Origin of the sequence: Amycolatopsis ruanii (assembly GCF_003385175.1) — a bacterium.
Taxonomy (GTDB): Bacteria; Actinomycetota; Actinomycetes; order Mycobacteriales; family Pseudonocardiaceae; genus Amycolatopsis_E; species Amycolatopsis_E thermalba.
The window spans coordinates 14537-30407 of record NZ_PQHY01000058.1; the positions used below are offsets into that span (position 1 = coordinate 14537).

Annotated in this window: 16 protein-coding genes; 7 read left to right on the forward strand and 9 right to left on the reverse strand. The window is 68.7% G+C overall.

Annotation, left to right across the window (positions count from 1 at the left end):
- The first annotated feature begins 2 nt into the window (after positions 1-2).
- The 3 genes from D0D28_RS25840 to D0D28_RS25850 are packed head-to-tail and all read left to right on the forward strand — an operon-like array spanning position 3 to position 3391.
- Entirely contained in the window at positions 3-1124 is a 1122-nt protein-coding gene (locus D0D28_RS25840; protein WP_094005276.1) for an SMP-30/gluconolactonase/LRE family protein, read from the forward strand.
- Positions 1121-2668: a sugar ABC transporter ATP-binding protein gene (locus D0D28_RS25845; protein ID WP_116113190.1), complete on the forward strand. Its 1548-nt coding sequence runs from the start codon at positions 1121-1123 to the stop codon at positions 2666-2668. Before D0D28_RS25840 ends, D0D28_RS25845 begins: the two co-directional genes overlap by 4 nt.
- Positions 2669-2722: 54 nt before the next feature.
- Positions 2723-3391, forward strand: a complete 669-nt coding sequence (locus D0D28_RS25850; protein ID WP_116113193.1) for a TetR/AcrR family transcriptional regulator — start codon at positions 2723-2725, stop codon at positions 3389-3391.
- A 22-nt stretch (positions 3392-3413) separates the two neighbouring features.
- Here the strand turns inward: D0D28_RS25850 and D0D28_RS25855 are convergent, their stop codons facing one another.
- The 7 genes from D0D28_RS25855 to D0D28_RS25885 are packed head-to-tail and all read right to left on the reverse strand — an operon-like array spanning position 3414 to position 8615.
- Complete coding sequence (locus D0D28_RS25855) at positions 3414-3644, reverse strand: acyl carrier protein (protein ID WP_116113195.1); 231 nt, start codon at positions 3642-3644, stop codon at positions 3414-3416.
- 23 nt (positions 3645-3667) lie between these two features.
- Positions 3668-4759, reverse strand: a complete 1092-nt coding sequence (locus D0D28_RS25860) for a beta-ketoacyl-ACP synthase 3 (protein WP_116113240.1) — start codon at positions 4757-4759, stop codon at positions 3668-3670.
- A complete protein-coding gene (locus D0D28_RS25865; protein WP_116113197.1) occupies positions 4759-5811 on the reverse strand; it encodes a 3-oxoacyl-ACP synthase III family protein in 1053 nt (350 codons plus the stop codon). Before D0D28_RS25865 ends, D0D28_RS25860 begins: the two co-directional genes overlap by 1 nt.
- On the reverse strand, positions 5808-6590 hold the full coding sequence (locus D0D28_RS25870; protein ID WP_240323351.1) for an enoyl-CoA hydratase/isomerase family protein: 783 nt from the start codon (positions 6588-6590) through the stop codon (positions 5808-5810). Before D0D28_RS25870 ends, D0D28_RS25865 begins: the two co-directional genes overlap by 4 nt.
- 29 nt (positions 6591-6619) lie before the next feature.
- Positions 6620-7432 carry an SDR family NAD(P)-dependent oxidoreductase gene (locus tag D0D28_RS25875; protein WP_240323352.1) on the reverse strand — a complete coding sequence of 271 codons (813 nt, stop codon included), beginning with the start codon at positions 7430-7432 and terminating at the stop codon, positions 6620-6622.
- Positions 7433-7434: 2 nt separating this feature from the next.
- On the reverse strand, positions 7435-7887 hold the full coding sequence (locus D0D28_RS25880) for an acyl-CoA thioesterase (protein ID WP_240323353.1): 453 nt from the start codon (positions 7885-7887) through the stop codon (positions 7435-7437).
- 2 nt (positions 7888-7889) lie between these two features.
- Complete coding sequence (locus D0D28_RS25885) at positions 7890-8615, reverse strand: hypothetical protein (RefSeq protein WP_162831193.1); 726 nt, start codon at positions 8613-8615, stop codon at positions 7890-7892.
- 285 nt (positions 8616-8900) lie between these two features.
- Here D0D28_RS25885 and D0D28_RS25890 point away from each other — a divergent pair, with 285 nt between their 5' ends.
- Both D0D28_RS25890 and D0D28_RS25895 read left to right on the forward strand, forming a co-directional pair.
- Positions 8901-10304 carry a hypothetical protein gene (locus D0D28_RS25890; RefSeq protein ID WP_162831194.1) on the forward strand — a complete coding sequence of 468 codons (1404 nt, stop codon included), beginning with the start codon at positions 8901-8903 and terminating at the stop codon, positions 10302-10304.
- Positions 10282-10623, forward strand: a complete 342-nt coding sequence (locus D0D28_RS25895) for a helix-turn-helix transcriptional regulator (protein ID WP_162831195.1) — start codon at positions 10282-10284, stop codon at positions 10621-10623. The genes D0D28_RS25890 and D0D28_RS25895 overlap by 23 nt, the downstream gene beginning before the upstream one ends.
- A gap of 390 nt (positions 10624-11013) precedes the next feature.
- Here D0D28_RS25895 and D0D28_RS35840 read toward each other — a convergent pair whose 3' ends face one another.
- On the reverse strand, positions 11014-12045 hold the full coding sequence (locus tag D0D28_RS35840) for an AraC family transcriptional regulator (RefSeq protein WP_162831196.1): 1032 nt from the start codon (positions 12043-12045) through the stop codon (positions 11014-11016).
- 258 nt (positions 12046-12303) lie between these two features.
- Here D0D28_RS35840 and tsrT point away from each other — a divergent pair, with 258 nt between their 5' ends.
- Complete coding sequence (gene tsrT / locus D0D28_RS25910; RefSeq protein WP_429727758.1) at positions 12304-13944, forward strand: tryptophan 2-C-methyltransferase; 1641 nt, start codon at positions 12304-12306, stop codon at positions 13942-13944.
- Positions 13945-14189: 245 nt separating this feature from the next.
- Here tsrT and D0D28_RS25915 read toward each other — a convergent pair whose 3' ends face one another.
- Positions 14190-14549: an STAS domain-containing protein gene (locus tag D0D28_RS25915; RefSeq protein WP_094004992.1), complete on the reverse strand. Its 360-nt coding sequence runs from the start codon at positions 14547-14549 to the stop codon at positions 14190-14192.
- Positions 14550-14674: 125 nt separating this feature from the next.
- Here D0D28_RS25915 and mftD point away from each other — a divergent pair, with 125 nt between their 5' ends.
- Entirely contained in the window at positions 14675-15856 is a 1182-nt protein-coding gene (mftD, locus tag D0D28_RS25920; RefSeq protein ID WP_116113211.1) for a pre-mycofactocin synthase MftD, read from the forward strand.
- Positions 15857-15871 lie beyond the last annotated feature (15 nt).

Sequence of the window (15871 nt, forward strand, 5' to 3'; positions counted from 1 at the left end):
CCATGCCACGAGTGGAAGCGTGGGAACTGGTCAAGGAGTTCCTGTTCCCCGGCCGGTCCGGCGCGCGGGCGATCCCGCCGCTGGACGGCGGGCTGACCCCGAACGACGCGCTGGAGCGCATCGAGGAGTCGATCGACGAGCTGCCCGAGCCCGACGACGTGGTGCGCGACGCGTACGGATCGCTCCACGTCACCACGGCCGACAAGGTGGTCCGGCGGTACGGCCTGAACTTCGCCCACCACGAGGTCACCGCGACCGTGCCCGGTGACGCCGGCGCGATCGCACTCGACCACGAGGGCGGGCTGCTGGTGTGCGTGGCGGGTCTCGGGCTCGTCCGCGTCGACCAGGGCGGCGGCACCGAGGTCCTCGTCGACGCCGACTCCGACGGCGTGCCCACTCGCTGCCTGACCGATGTCGCGGTGGCCGGCGACGGGACGATCTACCTCACCGACGGCTCCGTGCGCCACCACGGCGCGGACTGGGTGCGCGACCTGATGGAGCAGAACGCCCTCGGCCGGCTCCTGCGGTACGACCCGCGGACCCGCCGGACCACGGTGCTGGCCCGCGGACTCGCCCACCCCAGCGGGGTCACGCTCACCGCGGACGAGGACGCACTCGTCGTCAGCGAGGCGTGGTCGCACCGGCTGGTGCGGTACCCGCTGGCGGACACGAGCCGCCCGGACGTGCTGCGGGACAACCTGCCCGGCTACCCGGGGCGGATCAGCCCGGCCTCCGGCGGCGGGTACTGGCTCGCGGTGTTCGCGTTGCGCACCCAGCTGGTCGAGTTCGTCCTCACCCAGCGCGACTACGTCGAGGAGATGATGCGCACGATCGAACCGGACCTGTGGATCCGCCCCGCGCTGCGCGGCCTCGACTCGGGGCTGGAACCCCTGCAGGGCGGTCAGATCCGCAAGCTCGGCGTGATCAAACCGTGGGCGCCGCCCCGGTCCTACGGCCTGGTGACCCGGCTGGATCCCGACGGGTACCCGCTCCGCAGCCTGCACAGCCGCGGCGGCGGTCGGCGGCACGGGGTGACGTCGGTGAAGCAGTACGGCGACCGGTTGTTCATCGCGGTCCGCGGTGGCGACGAGGTCCTGATCACGAGGGCGGGTGACGCGCAATGAGCCAGTCGCTGGTGGACCAGCTCGACATCGACCCGGCAGGCGGCGGCACGCTGCTGGTGGACATGGCGAAGGTGACCAAGACCTACCGCGGGGTGCACGCCATCTCCGAGGTCGACTTCGACCTGCGGGCCGGCGAGGTGCTCGCGCTGGTCGGCGAGAACGGCGCGGGCAAGTCGACGCTGTGCAAGATCCTCGCCGGGGCGGTGCAGCATTCGAGCGGAGTGGTGCGCATCGGCGGGGAGGAGGTCTCGTTCCGGCGCCCGCACGAAGCGCTCGACCACGGCATCGCGATGGTCTACCAGGAGACGAGCCTGGTGCCGACGATGACGGCGGCGCAGAACATCGAGCTCGGCCACGAAAAGCTGCTGACCCGGTTCCGCTCGCTGAACATCGGCGCCCAGCAGCTGCTGCAGTCGATGAACTTCCACGTCGACCCGACGGCGTACGTGTCCAACCTCGGCGCGGCGAAGAAGCAGATGGTCGAGATCGCGCGGGCCCTGCGCACCGGCGCGCGCATCGTCATCTTCGACGAGCCGACCGCGAGCCTCACGCCTGAGGAGACCCTGCACCTGTTCAACGTGATCGAGGACCTGCGGACCGCGGGCCTGGGCATCATCTACGTGTCCCACGCGCTGGAGGAATCGCTCGCCATCGCCAACCGCGTCACCGTTCTGCGTGACGGCAAGCGGGTCGCCTGCCTGGACGCGAAGCAGACCTCGCGGGACGAGATCGTCAAGTACATGGTGGGCCGGTCGCTGGACGGGGCCGCGCGGAACCGCCCGGCCGCCCGCGAGGGCCACGTCCGGCGCCGCCGGGTGCTGGAGGTCGAGAACCTGATCCTGGGCAACGTCGTGAAGAACATGTCGTTCTCGGCCTACGCCGGTGAGGTGCTCGGCATCGCCGGGCTGATCGGCAGCGGCCGGACGGAGACGGCGAAGATCATCACCGGCGCGCTGAAACGCAACCGGATCCACGGCGGGCGGGTGCTGCTCAACGGCAAACCGGTCCGCTACCGGGTGCCCAAGCAGGCCATCGACGACGGCATCGTCTACATCACCGAGGACCGCAAGCTCGACGGGTTCTTCGAGACGATGACCGTGGCCGACAACATCTACCTCGGGTACCTCGCCTCCCGCCGGGGCCGCCGGCAGTGGCTGCTGGCCGGATCGCAGCGCAGGCGCGTCGCCGACGAGTGGTCGGCGAAGCTGCGCATCAAGGCGATCAACGCGGACGCGAAGATCATCGAGCTGTCCGGCGGGAACCAGCAGAAGGTGGTGGTCGGCAAGTCGCTGGTCGCCGAGCCGGAGGTGGTCATCTTCGACGAGCCCACGCGCGGCGTCGACGTCGGCGCGATCGACGAGATCCACCACCTGATCCGCACCCTCGCCGACGAGGGCAAGGCGGTGATCGTCATATCCTCCTACCTGCCGGAGATCCTCGCCGTGTCGGACCGCATCCTGGTCACCAGGTTCGGCCGCGCGGTTGCGGAGTTCAGCCGCGCGGAGGCGACGCAGGAGAAGATCATGTACGCCGCGATCTATTGAGGTGGGCGTAACCTTGGCAGGCACCGGCGACGGACGAAAGTCGGGTGGACAGGCGTGAAAGCAGCAGCGAGGAAGACCCGCCCCGCGCGGGGCGGGCGGGACGACTGGCGCAATTTCGAGCCGCTCGACCTGACCCCCCTGCTGGCCGCGGCGCTGCAGGCGTTCTACGAGCGCGGGTTCTACGGCACCTCGGTGCGGGACATCGCCCGCCGGGTCGGCCAGACGGTGCCGTCGCTGTACTACCACCACGAGAACAAGGAGGGCGTGTTCGTCGCGCTGCTGGAGAAGGGCACGCTCGAGGTGGCGTGGCGGGCCCGCGCGGCGGTGGAGGACGCCGGTGACCGGCCCGACCTGCAGTTCGTGAACATGATCGAGGCGGTCGTGCTGTACATGACGCACCGCGTCAAGCTGGCCACCCTGGACGTCGAACTGCGCTACCTGTCGGCCCCGAACCGCAGGCGCTACGCGGCGATCCGCAAGGAGGTGGAGGACCTGCTGGTCCGCGTCGTCACCGACGGTGCGGTCCAGGGGATCTTCACGGTGGCCCAGCCCGCCGAGACGGCCCGCGCCCTGCTCGGCATGTGCCAGTCCATAGCCCGCTGGTACCACCCGACCGGCCCGATGGCGCCCGAGGAGGTCGCCCAGCGCTACATCGACATCGCCCTGATGACGGTGGGAATCCACGAGCGCCCGAAACACCTCGAGGGTGTCCCCGGCCGGTGACGCACACCGGCCGGGGCACCTGTCAACCCGCCGATTCGGCCAGCTTCAGGACCTGGTCGAGGGTCAGTTCCATCGAGTCGATGTCGTCCTGCAGGGGCACGTTCCACTCGTCCTGCAGATTCATGAACAACTCCGCGACCGCGAGCGAGTCCAGTCCGAGTTCGGCCAGCGTGACACCAGGGTCGATCTGTTCGGGGTCGGCCGAGAACTTCTCGACAAGGGTCCGGGTCAACTGCTCATACCGTTCGGTCATCGATTCCTCTCCTTGATTGCGATTCAAGCGTGTGTGGCGACTCGGCGACCCGGCGCCGCGGGTTCCGGCGCTCCCGCGGCGTGCGGAGCCAGGCTGTAGGGCACGGCAGCCGGGAATCGCAGGGCCACGGCTCCCCAGGTGTAGCCGGCGCCGAACGCCGCGAGAAGGGTGCGATCGCCCGGGCGAGCGGCGCCACGAAGTGCGGCGTCCGCGACCGCCAGGGGGATGGACGCCGCGGCCGTGTTTCCCAGATCGCGGAGATTTCCCTGCTGACGGCCGGGCGGCAGGCCGAGGTGCTCGGCCACGCTGTCGAGGATCCGCTGGTTCGCCTGGTGCCCGATGAACACGCCGAGGTCTTCGACCGACCACCCGGCTCCGCTGAGCGCGGCCCTGGCGGTGGCGGTCATCCGGCGAACCGCATTGGTGTAGAGCGCGCGCCCGTTCATCTTGACGTACAGGTCCTCGACCGGCCCCTGGCTCATTCGGAACGGCGACCGGGAACCTCCGGCCGGCACGTGGAAGACCTCCAGTCCGGTGCCGTCGCTGCCCAGCTCGATGGACTCGACGGCACCGGGATCACCGGGTGCCGCGGCGGCCACCACCGCCGCTCCCGCCCCGTCGCCGAACAGGATCGCGGTATCCCGGTCGTGCGGGTCGATCAACGTGGTTGTGTAGGTCTCCGCGGCGACTACGAGGACCTGCTGGTGCGTTCCCGCGACGACCAGCGCGTGGGCCAGGGAAAGTGCATACACGAAGCCAGAACAGGCCGCGGAGACGTCGACCGCCGCTACACCCTTGAGGCCCAGGCGGTGCGCGATATGCGGCGCGGTCGACGGGCACCGGTGATCCGGCGTGGTCGTCGCGAGGATCACCATGTCCGGGCACACCTCACCGCCCGTCACGACCCTGGCCGACGCGAGGGCCGCGGCCCCGGCCGCGACGCCGAGGTCGCCGGTGCTCGTGTACTCGTCCGCCATTCGCCGGGCGCCGATCCCGGTACGCGTCCTGATCCACTCGTCACTCGAGTCGAGCCCGTTGTCCCGGATCAGCCTTTCGTTCGAGACGACGTCGGGCGGAAGGCTCATGCCCAGCCCGATGAGACCGGAGGTCGTCATCACACACTCTCCTTCGGACGGGCGGTGGTGGCGGGCGTGGCGTCCAGCAGTCGTACGTCCGGCGCCCAGGTCAGCAAGGCACTCCCCCACGTCATGCCGGCCCCGAATGCGACGAGGATGACCCGGGAGCCCGGACGCACACGTCCTCGGGCCACGGCTTCGGCGATCGCGTAGGGCGTGCAACCGGATCCGATGTTGCCGATGCGGTCGGCTACGACGATGAGGCGGTCCGGTTCGATGCCGTGCTCGGCGGCGACCGCCTTCAGCAGCACGGGGTTCGCCTGGTGACAGGCGAAGACGTCGATGTCGTCGAGCTTCAGGTCATGGTCCCGCAGCAATCCGTACAGCAACTGCGGGAATTGGGACCGGAAGAACTGGGTCACCGCCCGGCCGTCCATCCGGATCGTGTGCTCCCGCCGCTCCACGGTGGACGGACTGGCCGGCAGACGGCTCCCGCCACCCGGCACGACCACCGCGTCCACGAGATCACTTTCGGTGCCGAGACGGATGTCGTCGAATCCCGCCCCCTCGGGAACCGGTCCGAGAACCGCCGCGGCGGCGCCGTCACCGAAGATGACCGCGGTCGCGCGATCGTCCGGGTCCAGGAAACGGGAGAACACCTCGACGCCGACGACGACCGCGTACCCGCCCGACGGGTTGTCTCGCAACCAGTCGCGGGCGATCTTGACGGCGAACAGCCAGCCGGCGCAGGCGCCGTTGACGTCGAAGGACACCGCGTTGACCGCTCCCAACGAGGCCTGCACGCGGCAGGCCGTCGCCGGGCTGGGCTCGTCCGCGGTCGTGGTCGCCACGACGAGCAGGGACACCTGGGCAGGGTCCAGCTCGGCGGCCGACAGAGCCGCCTCGGCGGCGGGAGTGGCCAGGTCCGAAGCGGCTTCGCCGGGCGCGGCGACGTGCCGGGTCAGCACCCCGGTTCGGCGCCCGACCCACTCCGCGTTCACGCCGGGTGTACGAGCGGCCACGTCTTCATTGGTACGCACCTCGCTGGGCAGGTATCTGCCCAGACCGATGATCCCGACATCAGTGGTCATGACTTACCCGCCTTCTCCGTGCCCGCGCCAAACCTCGCCCGGCCGGGCCCCTGCTCGAGGAAACTGCGCATCCCGATCGTCCGGTCGGGTGCACGAAACGATTCGACGAAGTTCTCCAGTTCGACGGCCAGGCCGTCGTCCTGCCCGTGCTCGAGTGCGGCCTTGGCGGCCCGCAACCCCGTCGCTGAGCTGTTCTCGTAACGCGCCGCCCAACGTTTCGCCTCGGTGAGCACCTCATCGTCGGGAACCACGCGGTCGGCCAATCCGATCTCCCTGGCTTCCTTGGCGTCGAGCGTGCGTCCGGAGTAGACGATCTCCTTCGCTCTGGGGAGCCCGACCACGGCTGTCAGGCGCTGCGTTCCACCTCCGGTGGGGATGACACCCAACAGGATCTCGGGCAACCCGATCACGGAACTGTCGGCACAGACGCGGAAATCGGCGGCGAGCGCGAGCTCGCACCCTCCGCCCACCGCCGCACCGCGGATCGCCGCGATCACGGGCACGGGTATGTGCGCCACGGACATCACGGCGTCCTGCATCGCCTTGGCGTGTTCCGGTGCGTCCTCGTCGGTGAGCTGTTTCAGCTCGCGGATGTCGGCCCCGGCGGAGAACACCTTGGAGCCTCCGTACAGCACGACGGCCTTGATCTGCAGCTGGGTGGCAATGTCCTCAGCCGCCTCGCGTAGCGAGTTCAGCAGCTCGAGGTTCAGGACGTTGAGCGGTGGCCGGTCCATCCGGATCGTGGCCACCGCGCCTTCGACCTCCACGTCGACGTACACGGTGTTCTCCCTCTTGCCGAGTTGCTGGGTCAGGACCACAACAGGCCCCCGTTGACTTCCAGAACATGCCCGTTGACGTACGAGCCCTCAGCGCTCGCGAGGAACACCGCCGCGGCCGCGACTTCCCACGGCTCGCCCGGTCGCCCGGACACCATCATGCGTTCGTACCGTGAACGCAGCCGTTCGTCGTCACGCAGGGGTTCGTACATCCCGGTGTTGACGAACCCGGGGGCGATGCAGTTGACGAGGATGCCCTTCTTCGCCAGCTCGACGGCGGATGCCCGGGTGAACATCTCGAGCGCGGCCTTCGAGGCGGAGTAGGCGGCAGCGCCGGGGGCGACACGTGAGGACATGCCGGCCGAGATGTTGATGATCCGCCCGCCCCCGGCCGTCTCCATGCACGGGACCACGTACTTCGTGCAGTGGAACGCCCCGGTCAGGTTCGTGTCCAGCACTTCCCGCCATTCGCGTTCGCCGAGATCCACGATCTTGCCGTTGCGGCTGACGCCCGCGTTGGACACCAGGATGTCGACCCGCCCGAACCGCTGCATGACCCGGTCCATGAGGGAGCGGACGGATTCCGCCGAGCACACGTCCACCGTCTCCACGCTCACGCGATCACCGTGTGCCTGCGCCAGCTCGGTGAGCGTGGTGCTTCTCCTGGCGGCGCAAATGACGCTCGCCTCTTCCTCGAGAAAGACGGTGGCCATCGCGAGCCCCAATCCGCGCGTGCCGCCCGTCACCACCGCGACCTTCCCGGCGAGCCTGCCTCTGGCCGGTGGGCGCCCCACTGCGCCGATGTCGCCGGCCGGCGCGAACGCCGTGCCAGTGTCACTGCTCACGATCAACCTCCGTGTTCTGCCAATGCTGCTGCCGGGTGACTGGTCACTTCGCGCTCCCAGTAAGCCCGGAAATGGGTGCGTTCGTTTTCGGTGAACCGTCGTGGCGTGCCGTACCGGAGGTCTACCGGTACGAGATCAGCCTCGCCCTCCACGTATGCCCGAGCGTGATCGCGGACCACGTACGCGAACCGCACCAGCGCCGCCTTCATGTCCGTGACCCAGGTTTCGACGGTGATCGGCTCGGCGCGGTGGTAGAGCGGGCGGAGGTATGTCATGCACTGCCGCGTGACGACACTGCCACGAGCCAGGTCCTCGGCCTCGTACAGCGGCAGCAGCCGGTAGATCAGCTCGAGACGGCACTCCTGGAGGTAGCGCAGGTACGAAGTGTCCGCCACGTGTCCGCGAGCGTCCAAATCGGACCATCGCGTCGAGCAGAAGTGGGTGAATCTGCTCATGATCACACCGTCTCCCGGATGCTCGGTGCCCGTCGTACCGCCGGCCACCTGGGGGTGGAGCGCATCTCGTCGATCAGCCGGGTGGTGGCGCGACAGGCCGTGGCGTTCTCGCGGCGACGCGGATAGTCGCACCAGGTGGACAACCAGGACTGCGGGACGCCGGACCGCCGGAGGACACGGGGAAGCGCATGGTGACACTGCACGTCCCCGATGTCGAGCCCACCTGGCCCACCAGCACGGTAGAGATCACCCGCGCACGCCATGGTCGCACGGACGTACTCCCCGAGCTCCGCGCTTGCGTCCGGGCCGGCGAGCAGCGATCCCGCCGCCAGCCGCCACTGGCCGAACTGCCGTGACTGCCCCCGCTCGACGAGCACGAGCGCTCGTCGCCAGGCAGTGTCGGTCACCTCGCCGAGCTGCGATCGAGCCAGTACCAGCAGGCTCGCCGAGAGAACGAGGCCCCGGGCGACGACCGAGGACCACGAGCGATCCGGAATCCGGAAGAGACCACTCGGCCACCAGTCCCGGGGCGGGCGCCGCGTCAGGCGGACCCGATCCGGTGCTGCACCTGCACGGGACACTTCTGCTATTTCCTTCGCATACCTCAGATTGTTCGTGCTGATGGAATCGAGAACACGCACCCGTGCCGGGTGAGCGCCCTTCTGCTGGGTCCACGCCACGAACGACATCAGGCACAGGTCGTCCACCAAAGCGGTCCAGATTTCCACCGACCCGTCGTCGGGCCGGCAGTCCGCGGGGGACGAGTGGCCTGGGCGCCGTCCGTGGACCATATCCACGGAACCGACTTTCACGAAGATCCTCTCCGCGATAGGGGCCAGGCTGATCCGCCTCGTACTTCCGTAGTAACAGGACGAGATTCGCGTGACCACATGCCACCTACGTCCTCCATGTAAGCGGCGATCAACTCCGCGCGCCAGCCTTGGAGCGTTCCGGGCTGTTGAAAGTGTTGAACGCCCGTTCGATCGATCCCGCGAGATTGGCCCCTGCCCGGTGTGGGCGAAAAAGCGATAGGAAACTCCTGGGAGGACCAGGAAATGCCACGTGACCCGAACGAGAAGTTGCGCAGGCTGCTGGCCGTGGCCGACTGGACACGGGAAGGACTGGCGCGGGCGGTGAACGCCGTGGCCGCCGAGTCGGGGCGGGTCCTCACGTACGATCGGACCTCCGTTTCGCACTGGCTCCGGGGTTCACTACCGCGCGGTGACACTCCGCTCTATGTCGCCGAAGCCCTTTCCCGGAGGCTGGGACGAGTCGTCACACCGGACGAAGTGGGTTTCCCGCGAAACGATCAGGGCGACCCCGGCGGGGGCCGGGACGGGTGTACCGACGCCATCGCGGCACTGCGCGATCTCGCTCGGGAAGACCTCTCATCGGTGTGGACGGGCATCCCTCAGAAACGTCTCTACCGGCAGGTCGATCTCGAGGTCGCCCCGTGGCCGGAGACCCTGCCGGCATCCCGGCCGTCCGCGCCAGTGCCGCGGCGGGCGGCGGCGGCCGAAGCGTTGACCATGATGACCTCCGCGTTCGCCACAGCGGACCAGCGCTTCGGTGGCGGCCACGCACGCGGCGCACTCGTCGCGTACCTGGCTGGGGACGTCGTCGAAGCTGCTCACCGCGCTTCGCCAGGCGCTCCTCAGCGGGCCGTGTGCGCAGCCGCTGCCCGGTCCTGCGACCTCGCGGGGTTCATGTCCTTCGACAGCAATCTCCACGGCCTCGCGCTGGCCTACTTTCGCCTCGCCCTGCGCCTGGCGATCGAAGCGGTGGACCAGAACACCTACGCCGCCGTGCTGCGGAACATCAGCCTGCAGGCGTTGACCCTAGGAGACACCGCGAGCGCAGCCCGTATCGCCGAAATGGCTCTCGCGACCGCACCGGACAGCATGCCCCGACAACAGCTCGCAGAGCTCCTCGGCCACGTGGCCATCACCCGCGCGGCGCTGAACGAACCGAACGCGGCCCGGCAGGCGCTGGCCGATGCCGAGAGAATCCTGGCCACGTCCGGAGCAGAGAACGCCACCCTCACCTACCAGCGCGGGGTAGTCCTGGAGCACGCCGGTGACCTCGCCGAGGCACAGCGCGCACTTGCGGTTTCGCTCAAGCAACGCCCCCCACACGAGCGCCGCTCCCGGGCGCTGACGAGTGCTCGGCTCGCCGGCCTGCGACTGCGAACGGGACAGATGGGCAAGGCCCGCACAGTGATCCGCACGCTGCTGGACGACCACGCCGGGCTGTCTTCGGGCAGGGTCGACTCCGCGCTCGAGGAACTGAACCGGCACCTCGGCCGCTTCCGTCGCCACCCCTCATCGAACGTGTTGCTGCTCGAGGTGCGGGAGCGCCTCCGGCACCCGACGACCCGTCCCACGGGAGGTGAATGTGACGACGCTGTCCAGGCCTGACCTTGCGGCCGTCATCACGCTGATCGACGAACACGCCGACAAGGACTTGACCGTCCCGGAGCTCGCGAGGTTCGCACGGGTGAGCGTGCGGTGGTTGCAGCGGCGTTTCCAGGACGAGCTCGGTGTCTCGCCGAGCACCTACATCCGGCTGACCCGGCTGCGGCGGATACACGACGACCTGGTCGCCGCGGACCCGGAGGCAGGGTGCACGGTGGAGGCGGTCACGAGCCGCTGGGGCGTGCGGCACAGTGGTCGCTTCGCCGCCTGGTATCGCAGTCACTACGACGAGTTCCCCTCGGCCACTTTGCACCGGCGCTGACTCAACGCCGGCTCGCCCGGCCGAGGCGGGGCCGTCGACACGCGTGGCGGTGTCGCGCGTCGCTCCACCGGCAACACGGACCCGCTGGTCGAAGCGAGCCGCCTCGTCGAGCACTGCGACGGGCAGGTCCAGCGCGACAGCCAGCCATGCCCGCCAGTAGGACCGCGGGATGCGTTTACCGCGTTCCCAACGGGCGACCTGCTCGCGCGTGATCGCCGAGTTGCCCGAGACGTCCAGCAACTCCTCAGCCAGCCGGTACTGGCTGTACCCGAGTTGCGAGCGTGAAATCCTGATCAACGAGCCGATGGCGGTGGAGCCGCGCGAAATCTGCGGTACGTGGGAGCGAGGAGTCACCATCCCACGTTAGGAACGGAAACGGCGAAGACCTATTCAGTTGCCGACAGGTTCTTGTCCACTTCGCGCCAACGGGGCCATCCTGGCACGACGCTTCGTCTCGGAGGGGAGTTCCCCGTACCGCTCCCGGTACGCCCGGGCGAATCGGCCGAAATTCGACACCCCTACCCGAGCTGCGATCTGTGTCACAGTGACGTTCTGCGCCTGGTCCGCGCGCAGCAACTCCTCATGTACCCGCCGCAGTCGAACTTCGCTCACATAACGCATCGGTGAAACACCCAGCTCGGCGCGAAAAGCACGCTGCAGTGATCGTTCGCTGACTCCCGCGACCACAGCCAGCTCCGCGGTGGTCGAGGGCAGGACCGAGATCTCTTCCACGAAGTCGGCCACCTTCCGGACGACATGGGAAGCCATAGACGTCTCGACTCGTGTGAGCTCATCCGAATAGCTGTGGTGCTGCGTGTAGAGGACGGTAGTGGTGAGCATCTGCTCGACAGTCAAGAGCATGCCGTGGTGTGCCAGCAACGGATCGTCCACGTTCAACCCGTCGGTGATGCCCTGGACGAGGTTCCAGAGCTGCCTGCCCCCACCACTGCGGAGGTCGACGAACGGCTCGAACCGTGGCGGTGCAGCGATCGACCGGTGGAGAAGGGACTCGAGCCTGCCGATCACGACATCCGTTGGCAACTTGACCATAAGCTGGCCGCAACCTCGTTCCCACACCATGTCCAGTTCGTCGTCCGGCGAGATCAGGGCTGCGGTTCCGGGAGTGATGACCCGGCTGCGATGCCCTGTGTTGACGACACACCGCCCGTTGTGCGGGATCATCAGGACGTAGAAGGTTTCCAGCGGCCCGGGGATGACGTGCGTGTCGTCCCGCCCGTAGCTGACGTAGTGCAGGGAAGCCTTGCCCACCGGGGCCACATGATGCCGTGCTTCGAACCCGGAGGCACGCCGGTCGAGCGGGACGAGCCGGTGCGACCTCATCATCCGAGCGGTCTTGTCCCGGGACTCGTCCACTCTGGTGGTGTGGTAGTACTCGAATCGCTTCAGCGGCAGCTCATCCATCGGTTCCTCGCGTGCCTGGACAGCCTGGTCCCTCGGATCCGCGCTGACCCTGCCGGTAACGACGATACCGAGCGCCCTACCGCACCGCGACGCGGTGCGGCGGCTCGCCCGGGGTGGAGAAGAACAGTTCACCTGTTCGGCGGAGGCCCTGGTGTTGTTGGCCCCTACCCGGTAGCACGAATCCTTTGCATGCTGATTCGGCGACGAGGGAACGAATACCGTCGGTACCACGAAACTGGGGGAACAATGGCAAGGGGTTTGGTCACGCTCGTCAACCCGAACCTGGTGCATCCACCGATCACTCCCTACGCGCTCGACATCCTGACGACCGCCCTCGAGGACGCGCGGTTCGACGTCGAAGTCCTGGATCTCACGTTCGAGCGCGACCACTGGCCGGACGCCGTCACGTCCTACTTCCAGCGCAGGCAACCGATGCTGATCGGAGTGACGATCAGGAACACCGACACGATCTACCCGCAGGAACAACGAGTGTTCCTGGATTCCCACAAGGAGATCATCGACTGCATCCGGACGAGGACGACGGCGCCGGTGGTCGCGGGTGGCGTCGGATTCTCGTCCATGCCGTACGCGCTGGTCGATTACTTCGGAATCGAGTACGGCGTCAAGGGGCCAGGCGAGTTCACACTGGTGCAACTCGCCGAAGCGGTAGCGAGCGCCAACCCACCGGAAACCGTTCCCGGGCTGATCATCAACAACGGGCCAGCGGGTGTGCGGCAGATTCCCCACGGCGACAGCTCGGCCACCACCGCGCGAGTGTCGCTGGTTCAGCGTGCGGCGCCGTACCGCCGGCACTCAGGGCGGGCAGATCGCGTCGACAACTTCGCCTACTTCCGCCGTGGCGGGCTGGGCAACATTCTGACGAAGAACGGGTGCACCTTCGCCTGCACCCATTGCGTGGAACCGGACGCCAAGGGCAACCGATTCGCGCGCCGGGCCGAGACCGCGGTGGTCGACGAGATCGAGAGCCTGCTGTCGCAAGGCGTTCAGGACCTGCACACGACGGACAGCGAGTTCAACCTGAACATCGCTCACAGCAAGGCGGTTCTGCGGGAGATCATCCGGCGCAAGTCCCGCGACTCCTCGTCCCCGCTGCACGATCTGCGCCTGTGGATCTACGTACAACCGGCACCCTTCGATGCCGAATACGCGGCGCTGCTCGCCGAAGCGGGCTGCGCCGGTATCAACGTGGCTCCGGACCATTCGCGCCCCGAACTGCTCAGCGGCTGGAAGGTGAGCGCGGGCGGCACCGGGTTCTACACCTTCGAGGACGTCCGGAGGGTGTGCCAGTGGGCATCCGAGTACGGCATGGCCACCATGGTGGAAGCCCTGCTCGGCATGCCCGGCGAAACTCCCGAGACGATGCGCGCGTGCGTCGAGGACTTCCAGTCGCTCGACGCGACGGTCGTTGGCTACACGCTGGGCATTCGCGTGTTCCCGTACTCGCCGCTGGGACGCCGCCTGGCTGCCGCGAGCATGGGCTCGGTGCCGGTACCCGGCCTGCAGTCCAACGATGCCGACGAACCGATCGTGCTGACTCCGCTGAACCAGTGCACCGACACCGTGACTTATGAGCGGCAGTTCATGTTCGACCGCGCGGGCGGGTTCCGCCCTGTCTACTACTTTTCCCCGGAACTTCGCGGCGACGACGAACGCGGCCCCGGCCAGCGCTATGACCACGCCCTCGAGCTCCTGTGGGATTACGTCCCCCACCAGGACCGGCTCCGGGTCATGTTGCCGACACGTCCCGGTCTCAGCCCGGAGGACAACAACTACGCGGACAACCCGTTCCTCCTGCGGCTGACCGAGCTGGGCTACACCGGCGCCTACTGGTCCCACTGGCCCAGGCGATACCAGATCATGGAGGGAGTGCCGGCGTGAGCCGGGTCCGCACGAGCCGGTCGCTCCTTGAGGCGGCCTGGATCCGGTCAGGACGGTGATCGCGGAGTAGGCCGCGCCGGGTCACCGTCGCAGACGCTGCTCGCCCGCCAGGTGGATCGCCTCGTGCTTGGGTGGCCGGAGTGGTCGGCGGCGATGGAGTGCCTGCCGATCGCCGCCGCACCCGGCCGGCCGCGGCGCGGCACCTCCAGCCCGGCCCGGCTGGGCCGTCGCCATGCGGACAGGCCCTAATCCTCCGCCAGCGCCTCCTCGCGCGTCGTGCGCAGTCGGACGATTTCGTCGGCTCCGGTGATCTCCAGTGGGCGCCTTGTGAAGCCGGAGCCGACCACCACGTGCACGCGGCCCGGGGCCGCCATCCCGGCGGCCAGCACGACCGCGATCCCCGCCGAGGCCAGGAAACTCACCTCGCTCAAGTCGATCACCAGCCGCTCGGCGCAGGCGCGCGCCGCGGGCAGGGCGACGGCCTCGAACGCGGGGGCGGTCAGGTGGTCGAGTTCGCCGGCGACGCGCACCAGCGTCGCGCCGGGCAGGTGCTCCACGTGCACGTCCACGTGCGCGACCGGCTCGTCCGGCTGGAAAGAGGACACCCGCTCGATCTAACCGTGACCGGACAACGGCGGAAAGCCCGGTCTTGCGTCCGGCGACCCCGTGTGGCCTAATATGGCATCAAGTGCCAAAATGATGTCCCTCACAGGCGAGGCGGAGTGGCGAGATGTCCAACGGTTGGTTCGAGACGGTGGCCGAGGCACAGCGGCGGGCGAAGAAGCGCCTGCCCAAGTCCGTCTACGGCGCCCTGGTGGCTGGTTCCGAACGCGGCATCACCGTCGACGACAACGTCGCGGCGTTCGCCGAGCTCGGGTTCGCCCCGCACGTCGCCGGCCTGTCCGACAAGCGCGAGCTGGGCACCACCGTGATGGGCCAGCCGGTCGCGCTGCCGGTGATCATCTCCCCCACCGGCGTCCAGGCCGTGCACCCCGAGGGCGAGGTGGCCGTGGCCCGTGCCGCGGCCGCGCGCGGCACCGCGATGAGCCTCAGCTCGTTCGCCAGCAAGTCCATCGAGGAGGTCGCGACGGTCAACCCGCAGACCTTCTTCCAGATGTACTGGGTCGGCAGCCGCGACGTGCTCGTGCAGCGCATGGAGCGCGCCCGCGCCGCGGGGGCGGTCGGGCTGATCATGACGCTGGACTGGTCGTTCTCCAACGGCCGCGACTGGGGCAGCCCGGTCATCCCGGAGCGGCTGGACCTCAAGGCGATGGTGCGGTTCGCGCCGGAGGGCATCACCCGGCCGAAGTGGCTGTGGGACTTCGCGAAGACCCGCAAGCTGCCCGACCTGACCACGCCGAACCTGACCCCGCCCGGCGGCACGGCGCCCACGTTGTTCGGCGCGTACGGCGAGTGGATGCAGACGCCGCTGCCGACCTGGGAGGACGTGGCGTGGCTGCGCGAGCAGTGGGGCGGGCCGTTCATGCTCAAGGGCGTCATGCGCGTGGACGACGCCAAGCGGGCCGTGGACGCGGGGGTCACCGCGATCTCGGTGTCCAACCACGGCGGCAACAACCTCGACGGCACCCCGGCCCCGATCCGCGCGCTGCCGGCGATCGCGGACGCCGTGGGCGGTGACGTCGAGGTGCTGCTGGACGGCGGCATCCGGCGCGGCAGCGACGTCGTCAAGGCGCTCGCCCTGGGCGCGAAGGCGGTGCTGATCGGCCGCGCCTACCTGTGGGGCCTGGCCGCCAACGGGCAGGCCGGGGTGGAGAACGTGCTGGACATCCTCCGCGGCGGCATCGACTCGGCCATCCTCGGCCTCGGCAAGTCCTCGATCCACGACCTCACCCGCGACGACGTGGTGGTCCCCCCGGGCTTCGAGCGCGCCCTCGGCGTGCCGAAGAGCTGAGCCACCCCGGCGGCG